This window comes from Hydrogenophaga sp. (assembly GCF_025699295.1).
Lineage (GTDB): Bacteria > Pseudomonadota > Gammaproteobacteria > Burkholderiales > Burkholderiaceae_C > Hydrogenophaga.
On sequence record NZ_JAILWB010000018.1, the window covers coordinates 82505 to 103930 of the forward strand.

The 21426-nt window shown below is 67.2% G+C and carries 22 protein-coding genes; 18 read left to right on the top strand and 4 right to left on the bottom strand.

What is annotated here, in order from left to right; translation table 11 throughout:
• Positions 1 to 49 precede the first annotated feature (49 nt).
• The 4 genes from K5880_RS18340 to K5880_RS18355 are packed head-to-tail and all read right to left on the bottom strand — an operon-like array spanning position 50 to position 3276.
• A complete protein-coding gene (locus K5880_RS18340) occupies positions 50 to 1045 on the bottom strand; it encodes a zinc-dependent alcohol dehydrogenase family protein (RefSeq protein ID WP_297655679.1) in 996 nt (331 codons plus the stop codon).
• A gap of 17 nt (positions 1046 to 1062) precedes the next feature.
• Positions 1063 to 1926, bottom strand: a complete 864-nt coding sequence (locus tag K5880_RS18345) for a fumarylacetoacetate hydrolase family protein (RefSeq protein WP_297655682.1) — start codon at positions 1924 to 1926, stop codon at positions 1063 to 1065.
• A 53-nt stretch (positions 1927 to 1979) separates the two neighbouring features.
• Complete coding sequence (locus K5880_RS18350) at positions 1980 to 2528, bottom strand: VOC family protein (protein ID WP_297655684.1); 549 nt, start codon at positions 2526 to 2528, stop codon at positions 1980 to 1982.
• A gap of 37 nt (positions 2529 to 2565) precedes the next feature.
• Positions 2566 to 3276 carry an FCD domain-containing protein gene (locus K5880_RS18355; protein ID WP_297655687.1) on the bottom strand — a complete coding sequence of 237 codons (711 nt, stop codon included), beginning with the start codon at positions 3274 to 3276 and terminating at the stop codon, positions 2566 to 2568.
• Between the two features lie 155 nt (positions 3277 to 3431).
• Here K5880_RS18355 and K5880_RS18360 point away from each other — a divergent pair, with 155 nt between their 5' ends.
• The 18 genes from K5880_RS18360 (at position 3432) to K5880_RS18445 (ending at position 21137) form a co-directional block, all read left to right on the top strand.
• Complete coding sequence (locus tag K5880_RS18360; protein WP_297655690.1) at positions 3432 to 4451, top strand: 3'-5' exonuclease; 1020 nt, start codon at positions 3432 to 3434, stop codon at positions 4449 to 4451.
• A 252-nt stretch (positions 4452 to 4703) separates the two neighbouring features.
• Entirely contained in the window at positions 4704 to 5534 is an 831-nt protein-coding gene (locus K5880_RS18365; RefSeq protein ID WP_297655693.1) for a phosphogluconate dehydrogenase C-terminal domain-containing protein, read from the top strand.
• A gap of 43 nt (positions 5535 to 5577) precedes the next feature.
• Positions 5578 to 6543 (top strand): TRAP transporter substrate-binding protein, encoded by a 966-nt coding sequence (locus tag K5880_RS18370; protein ID WP_297655696.1) that lies wholly within the window; start codon positions 5578 to 5580, stop codon positions 6541 to 6543.
• An 84-nt stretch (positions 6544 to 6627) separates the two neighbouring features.
• A complete protein-coding gene (locus K5880_RS18375) occupies positions 6628 to 7119 on the top strand; it encodes a TRAP transporter small permease (RefSeq protein ID WP_297655699.1) in 492 nt (163 codons plus the stop codon).
• 50 nt (positions 7120 to 7169) lie between these two features.
• The gene (locus K5880_RS18380) at positions 7170 to 8495 is read left to right on the top strand and encodes a TRAP transporter large permease (RefSeq protein WP_297655702.1); all 1326 of its coding nucleotides are present in this window, start codon (positions 7170 to 7172) and stop codon (positions 8493 to 8495) included.
• A gap of 19 nt (positions 8496 to 8514) precedes the next feature.
• Positions 8515 to 9762 (top strand): ribulose-bisphosphate carboxylase large subunit family protein, encoded by a 1248-nt coding sequence (locus K5880_RS18385; RefSeq protein ID WP_297655705.1) that lies wholly within the window; start codon positions 8515 to 8517, stop codon positions 9760 to 9762.
• A gap of 11 nt (positions 9763 to 9773) precedes the next feature.
• On the top strand, positions 9774 to 11165 hold the full coding sequence (oiaK, locus tag K5880_RS18390) for a 3-oxo-isoapionate kinase OiaK (protein ID WP_297655709.1): 1392 nt from the start codon (positions 9774 to 9776) through the stop codon (positions 11163 to 11165).
• A gap of 52 nt (positions 11166 to 11217) precedes the next feature.
• Positions 11218 to 11940, top strand: coding sequence for a transcriptional regulator NanR (locus tag K5880_RS18395; protein ID WP_297655711.1), 723 nt, complete (start codon positions 11218 to 11220; stop codon positions 11938 to 11940).
• 274 nt (positions 11941 to 12214) lie between these two features.
• Positions 12215 to 13219 carry an SMP-30/gluconolactonase/LRE family protein gene (locus tag K5880_RS18400; RefSeq protein ID WP_297655713.1) on the top strand — a complete coding sequence of 335 codons (1005 nt, stop codon included), beginning with the start codon at positions 12215 to 12217 and terminating at the stop codon, positions 13217 to 13219.
• Positions 13216 to 13890, top strand: coding sequence for a GntR family transcriptional regulator (locus K5880_RS18405; protein WP_297655714.1), 675 nt, complete (start codon positions 13216 to 13218; stop codon positions 13888 to 13890). The genes K5880_RS18400 and K5880_RS18405 overlap by 4 nt, the downstream gene beginning before the upstream one ends.
• 7 nt (positions 13891 to 13897) lie before the next feature.
• On the top strand, positions 13898 to 14971 hold the full coding sequence (locus K5880_RS18410) for an isocitrate/isopropylmalate dehydrogenase family protein (protein ID WP_297655717.1): 1074 nt from the start codon (positions 13898 to 13900) through the stop codon (positions 14969 to 14971).
• Positions 14968 to 16011 carry a Gfo/Idh/MocA family oxidoreductase gene (locus tag K5880_RS18415; RefSeq protein ID WP_297655720.1) on the top strand — a complete coding sequence of 348 codons (1044 nt, stop codon included), beginning with the start codon at positions 14968 to 14970 and terminating at the stop codon, positions 16009 to 16011. Before K5880_RS18410 ends, K5880_RS18415 begins: the two co-directional genes overlap by 4 nt.
• 14 nt (positions 16012 to 16025) lie before the next feature.
• Positions 16026 to 17027, top strand: a complete 1002-nt coding sequence (locus K5880_RS18420; protein ID WP_297655722.1) for a TRAP transporter substrate-binding protein — start codon at positions 16026 to 16028, stop codon at positions 17025 to 17027.
• Between the two features lie 3 nt (positions 17028 to 17030).
• Positions 17031 to 17549 (top strand): TRAP transporter small permease, encoded by a 519-nt coding sequence (locus tag K5880_RS18425; RefSeq protein WP_297655725.1) that lies wholly within the window; start codon positions 17031 to 17033, stop codon positions 17547 to 17549.
• Positions 17550 to 17570: 21 nt separating this feature from the next.
• A complete protein-coding gene (locus K5880_RS18430) occupies positions 17571 to 18860 on the top strand; it encodes a TRAP transporter large permease (RefSeq protein ID WP_297655727.1) in 1290 nt (429 codons plus the stop codon).
• A 26-nt stretch (positions 18861 to 18886) separates the two neighbouring features.
• Complete coding sequence (locus K5880_RS18435) at positions 18887 to 19183, top strand: putative quinol monooxygenase (RefSeq protein ID WP_297655728.1); 297 nt, start codon at positions 18887 to 18889, stop codon at positions 19181 to 19183.
• Entirely contained in the window at positions 19180 to 20442 is a 1263-nt protein-coding gene (gene otnK / locus K5880_RS18440) for a 3-oxo-tetronate kinase (protein ID WP_297655730.1), read from the top strand. Before K5880_RS18435 ends, otnK begins: the two co-directional genes overlap by 4 nt.
• Complete coding sequence (locus K5880_RS18445) at positions 20439 to 21137, top strand: aldolase (protein WP_297655732.1); 699 nt, start codon at positions 20439 to 20441, stop codon at positions 21135 to 21137. Before otnK ends, K5880_RS18445 begins: the two co-directional genes overlap by 4 nt.
• Positions 21138 to 21426: the final 289 nt, after the last annotated feature.

The following is a 21426-nucleotide window of genomic DNA, read 5'->3' on the forward strand; positions in this document are numbered from 1 at the left end:
GCGGCACCGGTGCGTGCCGGGGCGTCGTTCCGCGAGGCGGGGAATCAGGTCAGGGTCTGAGAACGATCTTTCCGGTGGTGCTCCCTGCGTCCAGCAGCACATGCGCCTGGCGGGCCTCGGCCAGCGGCAGCAGGGTGGGTTGGGGGGCTTGCACGTGGCCGGCGGCCATCAACGCGATCGCACCCTGCATCAGGGCGCGGCGGCGTTGCACGTCTTCGTCGAAGGTGTGCATGGAGAAACAGCGCACGGCCAGGCTGCGCCCGAGCAATTGGCGCAGGGTGCCGAACACATCCTGCGATGGCGGCCCGGCGACGATGTTGTAGGACACCGCGGTGCCCAGCGGGGCCAGGGCATGCAGGCAGTCGATGAAGGTGCTCCCGCCGATCGGGTCCAGGGCCAGGTCCACGCCGAGGCCGTCGGTCAACGCCCTGACGCGACCGGGCAGGTCCGGCTCGCCCGGGTCGAGCACGGCGTCGAAGCCGTGCGCCAGGGCGTAGGCGCGCTTGTCGGGCGTGCGCGCCGTGCCCAGCACCCGCATGCGGTGGTGGCGCGCGAGTTGCGCCAGCATCGTGGCGACGCCGCCGGACGCACCCGTGACGAGCACGCTGCGGGCGTCCGCGCGGCCGCCGTTGAGGCCGAGCAGCAGCGCCTGCGCGAGTTGCAGGTTGGGCAGGCTCACGGCATCGGTGAAGGCGATGGCCTCGGGCAGGCGGTAGGGCGCGGCCCGGGGCACCACGATGGACTGCACGTAGCAGCCGCCGCGTTGCGGCAGATCGCGTGCGCTCACCAGCACGCGGTCCCCTTCGACCCAGTCGCTCACACCGGGGCCGACCTGGTCCACCACGCCGGCCAGTTCGGCGCCCGGAATGGCCGGCAGGGGCGGCATCCACTTGTAGGTGCCGTTGCGGATCAGTGCGTCCGGGCGCCCGACACCGAGGGCCTGCGCGCGCACCCGCACCTCGCCGGCGCTGGCCTGCGGCTCGGGCAGCTCCACCACCTGCAGGGCATCGGGCCCGCCGGGTGAAAAAACCTGTATGGCCTGCACGCTGCGCTCCGTGCGGCTCAGGCCTGCGCCACGATGGGGTTGACCAGCGTGCCGATGCGCTCGATCTCGACTTCGCAGACATCACCCGGCTTCATGAACCACTGGGGCTTGCGGCTCCAGCCCACGCCAGCCGGCGTGCCGGTGGCGATCACGTCGCCCGGGACCAGCGTGAAGATGGTGGAGGCGTAGCTGATGAGCCGCGCGATGGGGAAGATCATGTGGCCGGTGTGGCTGGACTGCACCACCGTGCCGTTGAGCCGCACCTCCAGCTTGAGCTGCGCGTCGGGTTCGATCTCGTCGGCGGTGACCATCCACGGGCCGAAGCCGCCGGTGGATTCGAAATTCTTGCCGGAGGCGATCTGCTTGGCGTGGAACTGCCATTCGCGCACGCTGCCGTCGTTGTAGCAGGCGTAGCCGGCCACGTGATCGAAGGCGTCGGCCTGGGCAATGTCGCGGCCCCCCTTGCCGATGATCACCGCCAGCTCGCCCTCCCAGTCCAGTGTTTCGGACACGCGCGGGCACACGATGGGCTTGCCGTGCGCGACCTGCGAGCGCCAGACGCGCAGGAAGATCGGCGGCTCTTCGGAGAGTTCGCGCTGCATGCCCGCGGCCAGCACCTCCTGGTGGTGGTCCATGTAGTTGCGCACCGCGCAGACGATCTTCTCGGGACGCGGGATCACGGGCAGGTAGTCCACCGAGGCCACGGTGCCGTCTACCGGCTGGCCCTGCGCGTCCTGCGCGGCCTGCTGCCAGCGGCCCGCGCCCAGGTAGTCGGCGAGCGTGGGGTACTGCGGGAAGGCGCGGCTGAGGTTGACGACGTTCTCGCCCAGGGCGGCGCCGTAGCTCTCTTTGCCGTTGTGCAGGTAGGACAGCAATCGCATGAAATCTCCAGAGGTATGAACAGAGGTGTTCGTCGGGGTGTGTGGGAGGCGGATCAGGCGCCTGGCGCCGTGCGGGAGAACTTCGCCTTCCACTCATCGACGGGCATGAAGGTCGGGTCTGCGCGGCAGATGGCTTCGGTCTCGCGCATCAGTTCTTCGTCGCTCTTGCCGAGGTCCAGCGGGTCACCGTGCGGCTGGGCCACGTAATAAGGCGTGTCGATGTAGACCTCGACCGTGTTGCCCTCGGGATCCGAGAAGTAGATGGACAGCGCATTGCCGTGGTTGAGCCCGCGCATGTTCGTGGCGCCCGCGTCCAGTGCGGACTGGCGGATCTCGCGCATGGACTGGATGCTCGGCACCACGAACGAGATCTGCATCACGGTGCTGAAGGTGGCCTCTTTCGGCCGCCCGCCGGCGATGACGAGCTGGTGGTGCTGGTCCTCGCTGGCGCTCAGGAAGATGAGGTCGCCCGGGAAGGTGCGGCCCTTGCCGCGGTCGGTCATGGTCAGGCCGAAGACCCGGGTGTAGAAGTTCACCAGCAGTTCGGTGTCGGTGGCGTAGATGCCGAAGTGCGAGGGCGTGGGACGGCTGACGGAAAGCATGTTCAGTCCTTCTGGAAAGCGGGGGAGACGCGGTGCGTCAGTTGGTGGCGTTGCGCATGCGTTGCATGGCCGCTTCCACGTTGCGCTGCGTGCCTTGCGTGTGCTCGGCGAGCAGGGCGCAGGCGGTGTCGGCGTCGCGCTTGAGCACGGCTTCGAGCAGGCGCTTGTGTTCGCGGCTCTTGCTGCGCGAGCCCACGCGGTGGCGCGCGGAGAAGCGGCGATAGCGTTCGGCCTGGTCGAACAGGCTCGCGCAAAGCGCGCGCTGGCGCTGCGACGGACAAGCCGCCAGCAGGCTCATGTGGAAGTCGCGGTGCAGCTGGCTCCACTGGTCGTCGAGCACCAGGGGCCCGTCGCTGAGCTGGCTTTCCGCTTTTTCGAGCCGGTGGGCGGCGGCCACCACGGCAGCTTCCCAGGCGTCGTCCCCGCATTCGATGGCCAGGCGCAGCGCAGGCACTTCCACCATCAGCCGCATGTGGGTGAGGTCGGCCAGGTCCTCGGCGGTGATCAGCGCCACGCGAAACCCGCGGCGGTCGTCCGCCTTCACCAGGCCTTCCTGGCTCAGCCGGTTCAAGGCTTCGCGCAGCGGGCTGCTGGAGTAGCCATAAGCCTCCTGCAGGTCTTCCACCTTGAGCTTGACGCCGGGTGCGTGGTCGCAGCTGATGACGTCGCGCCGCAGGCGCAGGAAGGCCTGTTCGGACAGAGTCTGCCCGGTGGGTGAAGTTGAATCGGATGAATCAGTTTTGTGCATGAAACAGATTATGTGCATAAAAAGTGATTTGTGCAATAAATCATTCGAAAACCGGATCAGCTTCCTCGTGCGCGCTGCTGCCGAGCCCTTTCCTGCGCAAGACGACATGCATGCGGCGTGACCCCATACGGAGGGAAGTCAGGTAGGCTTCGGCGATGAGTCAGTTCAGTTTCGAATTCGATGCGCCGCCCGCGGCGACACCCCAGCCGGCACCCTCGCCGGCCCCCGCCGCCTCACCCACTGCACCCACGCCGGCGGCTGCCAGCCTGGAGGACATGGCGCGCACGCTGGAGCAACACGCCGACTACCGCGTGCTGCGCCGCCTGGTGCCCGTCAACGATTTCGGGCCCGCGCCAGCGGACCCGCAGGCCGGCGTTCGGCAGGTGCTGCTGCTCGACACCGAAACCACCGGCCTGTCGCACCCGGCCGACCGGATCATCGAACTGGCCATGCTGCTGGTGCAGGTGGACGTGGCCACGGGCCTGCCGTTCGGGCCGGTGGCATGTTTCGAGGGCTTCGAGGACCCCGGCATGCCGATCCCCGCCATCGCGCGCGAGGTGACCGGCATCAGCGACGACATGGTCCGGGGGCAGCGCCTGGACGATGCGCAGGTGCAGGCGATGGTGGCGCGTGCCGACCTGGTGGTGGCTCACAACGCAGGCTTCGACCGCCCCTTCGTGGAAGCGCGCTTCCCGGTCTTTGCCGACAAGGCCTGGGCCTGCTCGTTCGCGGACATCGACTGGAAGGCCGCGGGCGCCGGGTCGTCGAAGCTGAGCGCGCTGGCGCAGGACCAGGGCTGGTTCTACGACGCCCACCGCGCGCAGGTGGACTGCCATGCGCTGCTGCAGGTGCTGTGCCGGCCGGTCGGCCCCACCGGGGGCACGGGCCTCGGGCAACTGATGGCGCTGGCCTCGACGATCAGCTACAGGCTGCGCGCGACCGGTTCGCCGTTCGAGTCCAAGGACCTGCTCAAGGCGCGCGGCTACCGCTGGGACGCCGACGCCAAGGTGTGGATCTGCAGCCTGCCGGACGAAGCGCGATTGGAGGCCGAACTCGCGTGGCTCAAGACCGAGGTCTATGGCGGGCGGCACAGCGCGCGCGTGGAGGTCGAGCGCCTGGACAGTGGGGTGCGCTACTCGAAACGGCCGGGCAGCATGTCGCGACGCGAGCTGTAGCACCGCCCCCGTCCTCGTCCCCGGGACCGCTTGGCCGGTTTCGCACCCGCCGCACCGTGCCGTGCGGCTTTTTTTTGCCCGTCGCCCCACCCCGGGGCGCGTGGACCCCTGGGAAAGGCCCGGGCTAGGGTAAATCCCAGTGGCATAGTCATAACGTCGTCATACCATCACACCACTGCGTGAGACGGACTTTCCTGTCTGCAGACCCTCAGGCCGCTCCTGGCGAGGGTGAAACCACCGATGGAGAACACGATGAGCGCAAGAATTGCGTTGTTTGGAGCAGGCGGAAAGATGGGTGTGCGCCTGTCGCAGAACCTGAAGAACTCACCCTACGAGGTACGCCACGTCGAGCCCGGCGCGGTGGGGCAGAAGCGCTTGCGCGACGAAGTGGGCGTGGAGTGTGTGTCGCGGGCCGACGCCCTCAAGGATGTGGACGTGGTCATCCTGGCGGTGCCCGACAACCTGATCGGCAAGCTCGCGGCCGAGATGTCGCCCGAACTCAAACCCGGCACCATGGTCATGACGCTGGACGCAGCCGCGCCGTTCGCGGGCCATCTGCCCGCGCGCGACGACCTGGTGTACTTCGTGTGCCACCCCTGTCACCCATCCATCTTCCACCCGCGGGTTCACACCAGTGGCGCACCGGACTACTTTGGCGGCGTCGCCGCGCCCCAGTCCATCGTCAGCGCGCTGATGCAGGGCCCGGACTCGGCCTTCGAGCTCGGTGAGGCCATTGGCAAGACCATCTACCAGCCGATCGAGCGCGCCTACCGCGTCACGGTGGAGCAGATGGCGCTGCTCGAGCCGGGCCTGTCGGAAACCGTCTGCGCCACCTTGCTCGATGTCATGAACGACGCCATGAACGAAGTGGTGTCGCGCGGCGTGCCTGCGGACTGTGCCCGCGACTTCCTGCTGGGGCACATGACCATCCTGAGCGCGGTGATCTTCAAGCAGATCCCCGGCCAGTTTTCCGACGCCTGCAACAAGGCCATCACCTTCGGCAAGCCCCGCCTGCTGCGGGACGACTGGAAGAACGTGTTCAACCACGACGAGATCACCGAGAGCATCCGCCGCATCACCTGATGCCGGTGGGCCAAACAACCCCCATCCACCCTGGAGACACAACATGAGATTCGCCCACATCGCCACAGCCGCCGCCCTCTGCCTCACCGGTGCCGTTCAGGCGCAGACGGTGTTGAAGATCGGGTATTCCAACTCGATCAATTCCCACTACGGCCTGGGCTCGGTCGCGTTCTGCGACGCGGTCGAGAAAGGCACGGCAGGCCGCTACAAGTGCCAGCAGTTTCCCAACGCCGCCCTGGGCGGTGAACGCGAGATGATCGAAGCCGTGCAGTTGGGCACGCAGGATCTCGTGAACGCCTCCACCGGCGCCCTGGGCAATTTCGTGCCCGAGGTGAAGATCGTGGACATTCCGTTCCTGTTCCGCGACTACGACCACGCGCGCAAGGTCATGGACGGCCCGGTCGGTCAGGACCTGCTCAAGAAGATCAGCGCCAAAGGCCTGATCGGTCTGGCCTGGACGGAGAACGGATTTCGCCACATGACCAACAGCAAGCGCGCCATCCACACGGCCAGCGACGCGGCCGGACTGAAGATGCGCACCATGGAGAACAAGGTGCACATGGATGGCTACAAGACCTTTGGCATCCTGCCCACGCCCATGGCCTGGCCCGAGGTGTTCACCGCGTTGCAGCAGGGCACGGTCGACGGCCAGGAGAACCCGATTCCGGTGATCCTTTCGGCCAAGCTGGCCCAGGTGCAGAAGCACCTCTCGCTGACCAAGCACGTGTATTCGCCGTCCGTGTTGCTGCTCTCGCCCGGCATCTGGAACAAGTTGTCCGACGCGGACAAGAAGGTGTTCCAGGACGCCGCCCGCGTTGGCGCGGCGGTACAGCGCAAGAAGGTCAACGACGACGAGGCCAATGGCATCGCCGAATTGCGCAAGGATGGTATGGAAGTGATCGAGAACGTGGACGGTGAGAGCTTCCGCAAGGCGGTGTCCGCGGCCTACCCAGGCTATGCCAAAGAGTTCGGCGCCGACCGGATCGCGGCCATCCAGGCCGTGAAATAAGCGGCCGCCTCCCAGCGGCTCTTTCCGGGTCTCGTTTCGCGACACGCCGCCAAGGCGTGTCGCGCCCAATCGGGTAGGCACGCCATGAAATCCCTGATCCTGAGTATCGACCGACGGCTCACGGGCCGGTGTCACGACCTGGCCTGTGTGCTGCTGGCCGTCATCGCCACGCTGGGTCTGTGGCAGGTGGTGACCCGCTTCGTCTTCTCCCAGCCGTCGGTGTGGACCGAAGAGGTCATGCGCCGTCTGTTGATCTGGACCGTCATGCTCGGCGTCGTGGTGGCGGTGCGCAAAGGCGCGCTGGTATCGGTCGACCTGACCCTGCGCCTCTCGCGCGGGTCATGGCGGCGTGTCGTGCGCGCCATCATCACAAGCGTTCATGTCGCATTCTTTGCGGTGCTGATCTGGTTTGGCGCCGACCTGGTCTGGCGCGTCCGTTTCCAGACCTTTGCCAGCATGGACCTCTCCATGTCCTGGGCCTACGCGGCTGTGCCGGTCTGTGCCCTGCTCGGCATCGTGGCCGCGCTGGCGCAGCACCTGGACCCGCACAACGAAGAGATGGAGAACGCGCAATGACCGCGTTCGCACCGGCGCGCACCGTGCCTGTCCACTGAAAGAGAAGCCCCATGTCCCTGACCCTTCTCGTCACCATGCTGGTGTGCTTCGCCTTCAGCATCTCGATCGCGGTGGCCATCGGCGGCTCGGCCGTGCTGGGCATCGCCCTCTTCGATAGCCGGCAGATGATCCTCGTGCCCAAGGAGATCTTCACCGCCATCGACAAGTTTCCCCTGGCGGCCGTGCCCTTCTTCATCCTGGCGGGCAACCTGATGGAGAACGGCGGCATCTCCCGCCGCCTGGTGAACTTCGCCAAATCCCTGATCGGGGGTGTGCAGGGCGGGTTGCCCATGACCTGTGTGCTCACCTGCATGATTTTCGCGGCGGTCTCGGGCTCGTCGGTGGCCACCACCTTTGCCATCGGCGCGATCCTGATTCCCGCATTGATCAGGCACGGATATCCGGTGGGCTTCTCGGCCGCGCTGCAGGCCACGTCGGCCGAGCTGGGCGTGGTGATCCCACCGTCGATCCCGCTGATCCTGTACGGTGTGTCGGCCGAGGTGTCCATTGGTGAACTGTTCATTGCCGGATTCGGCCCGGGCCTGCTGATCGGCTGCGCCCTGATGCTGTTCGTCCATCTGTGGTGCCGTTTCAAGGGACTGGGCAAGAACGATGGCGACGGCCGCGCGCCCTTGCTCACGGCCACGCGCGAGGCCGGCTGGGCCTTGCTGATGCCCGTGATCATCCTGGGAGGCATCTATGGCGGCGTGTTCACGCCCACCGAGGCCTCCGTGGTCGCGGTGTTCTACGCGCTGATCGTGGGGCTGGGCGTTCACCGGGAACTCAAGCTGGCGCAGCTGGTGGCCGTGTTCCGCAAGTCGGTGATCTCCAGCGCGGTGATCATGTTCATCATCGCCAACGCCGGCCTGTTTGCCTTTCTCATCACGCGCGCCGGCATTCCGGATGCCATCGGCGTGTGGCTGGCCGAGGTGCTGCAGTCGCCGGCCTGGTTCCTGCTCGGTGTGAACGCGGCGCTGTTCCTGATCGGCATGTTCATCGAAACCTCGGCCGCGATCATCGTGCTGGCGCCCATCCTGGTGCCGGTGGCGATCCATTTCGGGGTGGACCCGGTGCACTTCGGCCTGATCATGGTCGTGAACCTGGCCATGGGCATGATCACGCCGCCCTTTGGCGTCAACCTGTTTGCCGCCTGCACCGTGGCCCGAATTTCGCTGGACCGCATCGTCGGCCACCTCGTCCCCTTCGTGCTGGTGATCACGGCCTGCCTCATGCTGATCACCTATGTGCCGTCCATCTCCCTGGCGCTGCGCGATCTGGTGTACGCGCCGGCGGCCACCCTCGCACCGTCGGCACCTGCCACCTTCAGCCCCCAGTGACTTCCACACGAACCTGATCATGTCCGACCGCATCCACGCTTCCTACTGGCTGGAAACCAGCGACAGCCCGGCGCGCGCCGCCGAGGTGATCGCCGGCGAACAATCCAGCGGCACCTTTCTCGCCCTTGCCAACGAAACCCCCGAACTCAAGGAGCGCAGTGGCGCCCGGGTGGAAAAGCTGGAGATCATCGACGTCGCAGACCGGCCCAGCCTGCCCGGCCGCTACGAGGCGGGCGCCCGTTTCACGCGCTGCCACCTCGAACTGTCCTGGCCCGTGGACAACATGGGCCACTCGCTGCCCAATGTGCTGGCCACGGTGGCCGGCAACCTGTTCGAGCTGCAGTGTGTCTCCGGCCTTCGCATCACCGGGCTCGAGCTGCCCGAATCGTTTGCGCGGCATTGCCCCGGCCCGGCCTTCGGCATCCAGGGCACGCGCCGCCTCGCCGGCGTGCCCAGCGGCCCGCTCATCGGCACCATCATCAAGCCCAGTGTCGGCATGAACCCGGCGCAAACCGCGGCCGAGGCGCGCAAGCTGATCCAGGGTGGCATCGACTTCATCAAGGACGACGAGCTGCAGGCCGACGGGCCGCATTGCCCCTTCGACGAGCGGGTCGTCGCCGTGATGCGCGAGGTGAAGGACGCCGAGCAGCGGCTGGGACGCAAGGTCATGGTGGCTTTCAACCTGACGGGCGAACTCGACGAAATGAAGCATCGCCACGACCTGGTGCTGTCGCAGGGCGGCACCTGCGTGATGGTGAGCCTGAACGCCGTGGGCCTGAGTGGCCTGCGCGAACTGCGGCGCCACAGCGCTTTGCCCATCCACGCCCATAGAGGTGGCTGGGGCAGCCTGAGCCGTTGCCCCGCGCTGGGCTGGGACTACGCGCCCTGGCACAAGATCTGGCGCCTGGCTGGTGCCGATCACCTGCACGTCAACGGCCTGGGCAACAAGTTCAGCGAGAGCGACGAGGAGGTCGGCCGCTCGGCCCGCGCGGTGCTCAAGCCCCTCTGGCCTGACGTGCCCATGGCGGCCATGCCGGTGTTCAGCTCCGGCCAGACCGGTCTGGTGGCGGCGAGCACCTATGCCGCGACCCAGGGCTCGGCCGACCTCATCTTTGCCGCCGGTGGCGGCATCTTCGGCCACCCCGGCGGCGTGGCCTCGGGCGTGGCCGCGTTGCGCAGCGCATGGGACGCGGCCATCGCGGGCATTGCGCTGACGCAGCAGGCGCAGCAGTGCCCGGAGCTGCAACAGGCCCTGGGCTTCTGGTGAGCACCAGGACGATGGACGCGATCTCCTCCCCGACCTTGTTGTCCGACGCCCTGCCGCCGGGCGCCCTGCTGGCCTATTACGGTGATGACTTCACCGGTTCCACCGACGTCCTGGAGGCATTCACCGCATCGGGCGTGCCCACGGTCCTTTTCCTGCGCCCTCCCGACGAGGGCTGGGTGAGGCGGTTCGCACACATGCGTTGCGTGGGCCTGGCCGGCACCGCCCGCGGGCAGTCGCCGCAATGGATGCGCGAGAACCTGCCCGCCGCGTTCAAGAGCCTGCGCGCGTTTGGCGCACCCATCCTTCAGTTCAAGGTCTGCTCCACCTTCGACTCCAGCCCCGAACAGGGGTCGATAGGTCAGGCGATCGACCTGGGAACCCGGTTCTTCGACGCGACGTGGTCTCCCATGGTGATCGGCGCACCCCGACTCAAGCGTTATCAGGCTTTCGGCCACTTGTTTGCGGCGGTCGATGGCACGGTACACCGTCTCGACCGACACCCCACGATGTCGCGCCATCCCGTGACGCCCATGACCGAATCCGACCTCCGGCTCCACCTGAGTCGCCAGACGACCAGGCGCATCGAGCTGATCGACCTGGTCGAGATGCAGGCGGGACGCGGTGCCGCCGCACGCCAGGCGCTCTCGGGCGCCGACCAGCCGGTGGTGATGCTCGATGTCATCAACGACGACACCCTGTCCGAAGCCGGGCGTCTGATCTGGGACAACCGGGGCGAGGGCCTCTTCTCCGCCTCATCTTCCGGGCTCGCATACGCCCTGGTGAGCCATTGGCAAAGAGCCGGTCTGTTGCAGGCAGCCCCGCCGTTGCCGCGGACGCCGCGCGTCCCGCTCATTGCCGCCATCAGCGGCAGTTGCTCTCCCGTCACCGCGGCCCAGATCGAATGGGCGGCACGGCACGGCTTTGCCACGATCCGGTTGAACGTCGATGCGGTGTTCAGCGACGCGCAGCAGGCCCGCGAAATCGGGCGCGCGCTGAACCTGGCCGTCCAGGCGGTGAACGCCGGCCAGAGCCCTCTGGTGTATTCGGCCACCGGCCCCGATGACCCCGCCGTGACCGGGTTTCCCGCAGCGGCACGGGCCTCGGGCATGGCCCTGGCCGAGGCCAATGCCCGCGTCGGAGCGAGCCTGGCCGGGGTGATGCGTGGTCTGGTGGAGAGAACCACGCTGCAACGGATCGCCATCGCCGGAGGTGACAGCTCGGGCGCGGTCGCCAGCGCGCTGGACATGGCGGCACTCACCGTCAGTGCGGGCTTGGCGCCGGGCGCTCCGTTGTGCCGGATCTGGTCGGATTCAGCCCGCATGGATGGCGTCGAGGTGGTGCTCAAGGGAGGCCAGATGGGCACGGTGGATTTTTTCGGCAAGGTCCTGGGAGACACGGCCTGATCAACGAGGCTGTCCTGGCTGGGCGTGCCGGCCCTGCGGTATGCTTTTCACCATGACCGACCAACCCATTCAACGCCGCAAGATTTCACACGAGGTGATGGACCGGCTGCTGTCGCGCATCCGCAGCGGCGAGTGGGGGCCGGGCGATCAGTTGCCCTCGGAGCGCGACCTGATGGAGACCTATGGCGTGGGTCGCCCTGCGATCCGGGAAGCGCAGCAGGACCTGGCCCGTTCGGGCATTCTGGAGATCACCCATGGTGAGCGCGCGCGGGTTGCCGTGCCCACCGCCGAGGTGCTGATCGAGCAGATTGCCGGTGGCGCCCAGCATCTGTTGCGCATGCAGCCGGACATGCTGGGCCACGTCAAGGACGCGCGCATCTTCCTGGAAACGGGGCTGTGCCGCATCGCGGCCGCCAAAGCCACGGACGACGATGTCGCGCGCCTGCGCGCACGGCTGGAAGACCACCGCGCGGCGCTTGACGAGTTGGACCAGTTCCTCCACCGCGACATGCTGTTCCATCGGGAAATTGCCATCATCGTGGGCAACCCCATATTCCCGGCGGTGGTCGAGGCGCTGTTCGGCTGGGCCCGGGCGTACTACAGCACCATTGTTCGTGCGCCGGGGGCCGAGCAGGTGACCTTGCAGGAACACACCCTCATCTACGAGGCCGTGGCGTCTCGCGATCCGGAGGCCGCGGCCGAAGCGATGCGCCTGCACCTCACCCGTGCCAGCGTGCTGTACCGGAATTCGCAGCCCCCGGCGGTGGCACCCTAGGGCAGGCCGGCCCGACCCGGACCGATCCGGGCGCGACTACCCGTTCAGCGCGGCCGAGCTGTTCCGCTTCGGCCACGAGCACCAGTTCAACCTTCTCGACCCGGGGGCGGTTCACGCCCCTGTGTCATGAGACGCGAGCGGGCCTTGCCCAGGGCGTCACACATCCTGTCGTCGCCGAACCGGTAACCGACCGGTCCGCGAGGTGTTCCGGCGCTCCGCCTTCAAGGGTTTGACCTGATGTCTGTGGTCAATTGATGCATTAACGTATGCATTAATGAATCCGCAAACAACGACATTGTCCAGCGCCCGCGACGCCGTGCGACTCGACGCGCTCGGGGAAACCGGTGCCAACCTCGCGCGACCCGAGTGCGTGCTGGCCACCCGAAGTGGCCACCTGTACACCGCCGACTGGCGAGGTGGTGTGGCCCGCACCAGCCCCGATGGCCGGCAAACCCTGTTCACCGGCACCATGCCGGACGGGCTGGTGGCGCGCCCCAATGGCATTGCCCTGCTGCGCGATGGCAGCTTCCTGCTGGCGCAACTGGGCGACAAGGACGGGGGGGTCTACCGGCTCACCCGCGAGGGGCAGATCGCTCCCTGGCTGCGGCGGGTGGACGGCGTGGACATGCCGCCGACCAACTTCGTGGTGCAGGACGCCGCGGGCCGGACCTGGATCACGGTCAGCACCACATGCTCGCCGCGCAGCGAGGCCTATCGGGCGGATGTGGCGGACGGGTTCATCGTCTGCGTGCAGCCCGACGGTCACGCCGCCATCGTCGCCGACGGCCTGGGTTACACGAACGAGGTCGCACTGCACCCCGACGGGCAATGGCTGTATGTCAACGAAACCTTTGCGCGCCGGCTCTCGCGCTTTCGTGTGGACGCCCACGGCGCGCTGAGTGACAGGCAGACCGTGGCGGAATTCGGCCCCGGGACCTTTCCGGACGGCCTCGCGTTCGACGAAGAGGGCGGTGCCTGGGTGGTCAGCATCGTGAGCAACCGGCTGATCCGCGTGGCGCCCGATGGCAAGCAGCAGGTCTGGCTTGAGGATGCGGACCCGGCCCACCTTGCGTGGGTGGAGGCGGCCTACCTGGACGGTTCGATGGGCCGTCCGCACCTCGACGGCATCCGCAGTCAGCGCCTGCGCAACATCTCCAGCATCGCGTTTGCCGGCCCGGACCGCCGCACCGGCGTTCTCGGTTGCCTGCTGGGTGACCGACTTGTTTCCCTGTCCATGCCCGTGCCGGGCGTGGCGCCATTTCACTGGAACTTTCCATGAGCCAACCCAACCCCGCGCAGTCCATGGTGGATGTGGCGTACGAACAGATTCGCCGCCGCATCCTGGACAACGTCTGGCCTCCCAGCCACCGTGCCCTCGAACAGGAAGTGGCGCTGGCGCTCGGCATGAGCCGCACGCCGGTGCGCGAGGCGCTGGTGCGCCTGCAGAACGACGGTCTCGTGGAAGTGGTACCGCGCCATGGCATGCGTGTGCTGCCGGTCTCGCCGACCGACATGAGGGAAATCTACGAAATCCTCACAGCGCTCGAGTGCATGGCCGCCGAGATCGTGGCCAGCCGCCACCCTTCGGAGGCCGAACTCGCGCCGCTGGTGCAAGCCACCGCCGACATGGACGCGGCCCTCAAGGCCGACGACCTGGATGCCTGGGCTGCGGCCGACGAGCGCTTTCACGCAGGCCTGATCGAACTCGCGGGCAATCGCCAGCTGGCCGCCACCGTGTGGAACTACTGGGACCGCGCCCACCGCGCCCGCATGTTCAGTCTGAAGCTGCGCCCCAAGCCGGTGAACTCCACGCGCGAGCACATGGCCCTGGTGGACATGCTGCGTGCCGGAGACGCCAGGGGCGCGTCGGAGATCAACCGCGCCCACCGAGCCCGCGCCAGCAGCGAGCTGCTGGGCATTTTCGAGCGCTTCAAGCTCGCCCAGATGTGAAGACAACATGAAAGAACTTTCGATTGCCGTGCTCGCGGGCGACGGTATTGGTATAGAGGTGATGGCCGCGGCCACGCAGGTGCTTCAGGCCGTGGCGCCGCGCATCGGGCGCGCGTTTCACTTGCAGCCGCATCCGGCCGGCGCACAGCACTACGTGGACGCGGGGGAGTCCCTGCCCGAGGCGACGCTGGCGGCCTGCCGCGCGGCCGACGCCATCCTGTTCGGCGCCATGGGCCTGCCTCATGTGCGCGGCGCGGACGGCACGGAAATCATTCCGCAGCTCGATATTCGCTTTGCGCTGGACCTGTACGCCGGCGTGCGCCCGGTCAGGACCTGGCCTGGCCTGCCGGTGCCGCTGAGCGACCCGCGCGCCACGGGCATCGACCTGGTGCTGGTGCGTGAGAACACCGAGGGCCTGTTCTGGGCGCGCGGGCGTGGTGTGGTGGATGGCGACGCGGTCTGCGACACCATGCGCATCTCGCGCGCCGGCACGGGCCGGGTGGTGGACTTCGCGCTCAGGCTCGCACAGAAGCGCCGCGAGCAAGGGCGCCCCGGGCGGGTCACCAACGTGGACAAGGCCAACGTGTTTCGTTCGATGGCCTTCTGGCGCGAGATTTTCGTCGAGCGTGCCGCCGCCTTCCCAGACGTGCAGACCGAGCACGCCTACGTGGATGCCATGGCACTGAACCTGGTGCTCAAGCCCTGGGCCTATGACGTGCTGGTGACCGAGAACATGTTCGGCGACATCCTCTCGGACCTGATCGCTTCGCTGGTCGGCGGCATGGGCATGGCGCCGTCCGGCGACATCGGCGACCAGCATGCGCTGTTCCAGCCCGCGCACGGCACCGCGCCCGACATTGTGGGCAAGGGCATTGCGAATCCGACCGCCATGATCCTCTCGGCCGCAATGATGCTCGAGTGGCTGGCTCAGCGCGACGGTGACACCGCGCTGGCCGATGGTGCGCAGGCCATCGAGTCCGCCGTGCGCGGGGCCTTTGAAAGCGATGGTGTGCGCCCCTACGAGATGGGTGGGCGCAGTGGCACGGCCGACATCACCCGCGCGGTGCTGGAGCGGCTGTGAGCATCGAACGCGTGGCCGTGGTCGGTGCTGGGTTCTTCGCGGCATTCCAGCTGGAGGCCTGGCAGGCCCTGGGCGTGGAGGTCGCGGGCATCTGCGACACGGACGCCACGCGCGCCGAGGCCATGGCGCACCGCTTCGATATTGCCCGCACCTACGCCGATGCCGCCGCGATGTGCGACGAACTGCAGCCCGCGTTGCTCGACATCGTGACGCCACCTGCGGCGCATGCTGCGCTGGTGGGCATCGCGTTGCAACGCCGCATTCCCACCATCTGCCAGAAGCCGTTCGGCGACGATCTGCGGCAAGCCGAGGCCATGAGCGAGCAGGCTCAGCGCCTGCAGGTGCCGCTGATCGTGCACGAGAACTTCCGCTTCACGCCATGGTTCCGTGAATGCCGCCGGCTGCTCGATGCTGGCCAGATCGGTCGTGTGCACGCCATCAGCTTTCGCCTGCGCCCGGGCGACGGGCAAGGCCCACGCGCCTACCTGGATCGCCAGCCCTATTTCCAGACCATGCCGCGCCTGCTGGTGCGCGAGACGGCGGTGCACTTCGTTGACACCTTTCGCCACCTCATGGGCGAAGTGCTGGCCGTCACCGCGCGGCTGCGTCGCATCAACCCGGTGATCGCGGGGGAAGACGCAGGCTACGTGATCTTCGAATTCGAGGACGGCAGCACCGGCCTGTTCGACGGCAACCGCCTCAACGACCACACCGCCGGCAACCCTCGACGAACCATGGGCGAGATGTGGCTCGAGGGCAGTGCGGGTGTGCTGCGCCTCGACGGCGACGCGCGCCTGTGGTGGAAACCGCACCACGGCGACGAACAGGAACACCGCTACGACCGGGGCGGTGAAGCCGCCTTCGGCGGCGCCTGCCAGGCCTTGCAGGCCCATGTGCTGCAACACCTGCGCGAAGGCGCTCCCTTGCAGAACAGCGCACAGGACTACGTGCGAAATCTGCAGATCCAGAGCGCCATTTACCACTCGCACTCGACGGGGCGTCGGGTGGACATGCGCACTTTCAATCCCCACCACCCCTGAAGAAGGAGACAACGATGAACCACAAGAAAGCCATCGCGATCGCCGCCGCCGCAGCGGCACTGAGCCTGGTTGGAATGCCTGCCAGCGCACAGACGATTCTGAAATTCAGCCACACCGATCAGCAGTCCGGTGCCCGCCAGGCCGCCGCGCAGGTCTTCGCCAAGAAAGTCGAGGAACTCACGCAAGGCCGCTACAAGGTACAGGTGTTCTGCTGCAGCCAGCTCGGCAACGACCCCAAGAACATCGAGCAGCTCGCGCTCGGAGGCATCGACTTCACGGTGTCGGCCACGGGCTCGTACGCGCCCCACGTGCCCAGCCTGAACCTCACCATGATGCCGTTCCTGGTGGACAACTACGCCCAGGGCTGGAAGCTTTACGACGAGAGCAAATGGCTGCAGGAACAGTTCGACAAGGCACCCGCCAAGGGCTTTCGCTTCCTGGCCACCTGGGAGGCTGGATTTCGCAGCATGACCACGCGCGATCCACTCATGTCACCGGACGACGCCAAGGGCAAGAAGCTTCGCACCTTCCCCAACGAGATGATGCGCTGGACGCTGGAGTCCATGGGTTTCAACATCCAGATCATGCCGTTGCCCGAGGTCTATCTGGCGATCCAGCAAGGGGCCGTGAGCGGCCAGGAGAACCCGGTCGACACCATCTTCTCCAACAAGTTCTACGAGGTCGCGCCCAACGTCACCCTGACCAACCACGTCTACAGCCCGATCCCGCTGGCCATCAGCGAGAAGACCTGGCAGAAGCTCTCACCGGCCGACCAGAAGGCGATGGTGGAAGCCGGGCAGGCCGCAGCCAAGGTCAGCCGAGAGATGATTTCGGGCAACGACGCCAACCAGCTCAAGGAGATGGCGGCCAAGGGCGCGAAGATCAACGCCAGGCCCGACGTGGCTGCATTCCGCGCGGCTGTGCAGCCGGTGTATGGCAAGGCGCGCGAGAAATATGGCGCTGATGTGGATGCCTTCCTCAAGGACGCCGAGATGGTCCGCGCCACGGTGAAGTGACGCATGACAGCCGGACCTTTGCTCTCGCCGGTGGCGGCTGCGCCGCTGCCGATCCGCTGGATGGGCCGCCTGGTGGACTGGGCCGTGATCGGCATCGGCGCCACCATGGCGACCCTGGTGTTCATCAACGTGGCCCTGCACGTGGTGGGCAAGGATCTGGCCTGGGTCACCGAGCTCGGTGAGTTGCTGATGGTATGGGTGACCTTCCTGGGCGGCGCCTGCGCCGCCCAGCGGGGCGCGCACATGAGCATCACCGAGTTCATCGACAAGCTGGGCACTGCCCGCCGGCGCTGGGCCGATGCCGCGGTTCAGGTGGTTTGCCTGGGCGTGCTGGCGATTCTGGTGCGCTTTGGCTGGAACCTGGTCGAAGGCAACTGGGGCAACCAGCTCACGGTGCTGCAGTGGCCCATGGCCTGGCAGTACATGGGCATGGCCCTGGGCTGCAGCCTCATGGCGGTGTTCGTGGCCTTCGACTTCCTGCAGACGCTGCGCGGCGTGCCGCGCGAGGCGCGCTACCCCTGAGACGCCGAAAAAGACTTCACCATGCTCGCACTCACCCTGTTCGGCGTCTTCTTCGCCATCGCCCTGGCCGGCGTGCCCCTGCTGTTCTCCATCCTGGCGACCACGGTCGGCATCATCTGGTGGCAGGATCTTGGCCACCCGCTGGAGTCGATCCTGCTGTCCTTCGTGGGAGGCGTGGAGCCTTTCATCCTGCTGGCGGTTCCCTTGTTCATCTTCGCTGGCGAACTGCTCGCACACGGCGGCGTGGGCCAGCGCATCGTGGCCTTCGCGCGTGTGCTGTTCGGCTGGATGCCGGGCGGCCTGGGCGTGGTCACCGTGATGAGCTGCACCATGTTCGGCGGCGTCTCCGGGTCGGCCATCGCGGACACCGCGGCCATTGGCTCACTGGTGATCCCGGCCATGATCGCGCGCGGCTATTCGCGCGGCTTTGCAGCGGCCCTGCTGGCGGTGGCGGGCACCATCGCCCTGCTGATGCCGCTGTCGATTCCGTTCCTCGTCTACGCCTTCATTTCGGGTGTGTCGATGCGCAGCCTGTCGATGGCAGGGTTGCTGCCCGCCCTGGCTACGGCGATCGCCCTCATTGTGGTGTGCATCTGGCACGGCAAGCGAACCGGCTGCGACAACGGCGAGGACCGGTCGAGCGCGGCGGAAATCTGGGCTGCCACGCGTGCCGCAGGCCCTGCGCTGCTCATGCCGGTCATCATCATCGGCGGCATCTGGACGGGCTTCTTCACCCCGAGCGAGTCCGCGGCCATTGCGGTTTTCTACGGGCTGGCGATCTCGCTGTTCTATTACGGCGACCTGAGCTGGCGCCAGATCCCGCAGCTGCTGCTCAATGCCTTCATGACCAGCGCCACCGTGATGCTGGTGATCGGCGCGACCGGCGCCATGGCCTGGCTGATCACCATCGAGCAGGTGGCCGTGCAGATGGCCGAGTGGATCCAGCTGGTGGCCACCGAGCCCTGGATGTTCCTGATGCTGTTCAACATCTGCCTGCTGCTGCTGGGCATCTTCATCGAGCCCCTGCCGGCGATGTTGCTGTGTGCGCCGCTGTTCCTGCCGCTGGCCCGACATTTCGAGATGGACATGGTGCACATCGGCGTCGTGATGACGGCCAACCTCGCCATCGCGCTGTACACGCCCCCGGTGGGCGGCACCCTGTTCGTGGCCGCCAAGCTGGCCAGGGCCGGCATCGGCGAGATCACGCGCCACCTGTGGCCATTGATGGTGGCCACTTTTGCGGTGGTGATCCTCATCACCTACATGCCCTCGCTGTCCACCTGGCTGCCGCGCTTCATCCTCTCTCTGTAACCGCATCCGTTCACAGCCACACGTCCATGAACAACCTCGTCCTTGTCGTCGAATTTCACATCAAGCCCGAGCACGTTGCCGCGTTCGACGCAGCCATCCGTGAGAACGCGCGCCAGTCTCTGGCCACGGAGCCGGGGTGCCAGTGTTTCGATGTCTGCACCGATCCCCTGGTGCCGCAGCTGTTCTACCTGTACGAGGTCTACGACGACGAGGCGGCCATCCAGGCCCACCTGGCGTCGCCGCACTTCCTGGCGATGGACGCAGAGACCGCGGCGTGGGTCGAACGCAAGCAGGTGCGCAAGCTGGTCCGGGTGGCGGCATGACGGGTATCGCACTCGGCTGCATCGCCGACGACTTCACCGGCGCCACCGATCTGGCGAACAACCTCGTGCGTGCAGGCCTGCGCGTGGTGCAGACCATTGGCGTGCCGCGCCGGCCGGTGCGCGATGCCGACGCCGTCGTCATCGCGCTGAAGTCGCGCACGGCCCCCGTGGCCGAGGCGGTGTCCGCATCGCTGGGCGCGGCGACGTGGTTGCAGGCACAGGGCGCAAGGTGTCTCTACTTCAAGGTCTGCTCGACTTTCGATTCGACCCACAAGGGCAACATCGGCCCGGTGGCCGAGGCACTGGCCGACCTGGTAGGCGCGCGCTTCGTGCCGGTGGCACCTGCGTTCCCCGCCAATGGACGCACGGTGTTCCAGGGCCACCTGTTCGTGGGCGACCAGCTGCTGTCGGAGAGCCCGATGCGCACGCACCCGCTCACCCCCATGACCGACGCCAACCTGATGCGGGTGTTGCAGCCGCAGTTGGCCAGCCGGCGTGTCGGGCTCGTCGCCCGGCAGCATCTCGCGGGCGGCGCGGCGGCGGTGCATGAACGGGCCGGGAATCTCGCCGAGCAGGGCGTGCAGATGGCCATCGTCGACACGGTCGAGCAGCCTGATCTGGCGGTGCTGGCCGCTGCGGTGGCGCAAGGCAACTGGCCGCTGGTCGTCGCCGGTTCGGGACTGGCGATCGAGCTGCCCGGGGCCATGGGCCTCAAGCGCCACACACAGGCGGATGCGCTGCCCGCCACCGATGGCGCACGCGCGATCGTCTCCGGCAGTTGCTCGGCCGCCACCAACGCGCAGGTTGCCGCATTCATGGCGCGCGGTGGCAGCGCTTTTGCCATCGACGGACTGCGCCTGGCCGCGGGCGCCGATGCACTGGTGGACGAAGCCCTGGCCTGGGCCGCTGCACACCTGGGGGCACAGCCGGTGCTGTTCTATGCCACGGCGCAGGCCGAGACGGTGCGTTCCGTCCAGCAGGCCCTGGGTGTCGAGCGAGCGGGTGAACTCATCGAGCAGGCACTGGCGCGGATCGCGCGCGGGCTGGTCGATCGCGGCGTGCGCCAGCTCGTGGTGGCCGGTGGCGAAACCTCTGGCGCGTGCGTCAAGGCGCTGGGCATCGAGCAGTTGCGCATTGGCGCGCAGATCGACCCGGGCGTGCCCTGGTGCCATGCCGATCCACCGGGCCTGCGCATCGCGCTCAAATCCGGCAACTTCGGTGGCACCGACTTCTTTCACAAGGCGTTTGCCACCACATGACCGCCGAGCGAGATCTGCGGCAAGCCATCTGCGATGTGGGCCGCAGCCTGTTCGACCGCGGCTACGTGCACGCCAGCGCCGGCAACATCAGCGCGCGGCTGACGCACGGCTACCTGATCACGCCCACCGACGCCTGCCTGGGACGGATGCATCCTGATGACATTGCCCTGGTCGATTCATCGGGGCAACAACGCAGTGGCCGCAAGGCCAGCAAGACGCTGGAACTGCACCGGGCCATCTACGACAGCGACCCATCCGCGCAATGCGTGATCCACACCCACAGCACGCACCTGGTGGCCTTGAGCCTTCAGGGCGTGTGGCGCCCCGACTGCGTGTTGCCGCCGATCACGCCCTACCAGGTCATGAAGGTGGGCCCGGTGCCGCTGGTGGCCTGCGACGTGCCGGGCGCGAAGCGGGTGGCGCAGGCCGTCGCCGGGTTGATCCGGGAGCGGCCCATCCGTGGCGTGCTGCTGGAGCGACTGGGCCCGGTGGTCTGGCACACCTCACCCGAATCGGCGAGCAATGTGCTCGAGGAACTTGAAGAGACGGCGCGGTTGTGGCTGATGGCCCAGGGACGGGTCGAGCCGCTGGACCGCGCTCAGCTGGCCGGCTTGCGCGAAGCCTTCGGTGTGGAATGGCCCGACGGCAGCGAAAACCCGCCGTCTTTCCCTGCGGCGCGTGACGGTGGGTCCTGAAGCACTGCGTCGCTGAAGACGCGGGCCTTGAGCAGGTTCAACGCCTCCGGTCCAGGCATCCGATGTCAACGGCTGATGGAGACGGAGAGGATCTCTACCAACGGCCCTTCAAGGCCTGTACATTCCCGCTGCCACGCGCCTGCCGCGGCGACCAGTTGACCTACCAGCGAGGAGGGCACAAGTCTGGTGACACGCCGGGACCATTCCATCTGAAAAGATGCTCGGGATACCCCATCAGAACAGCAACCCGTCGGGCATTCGCAGGTTCAGAACCTGCACCATCAACAGG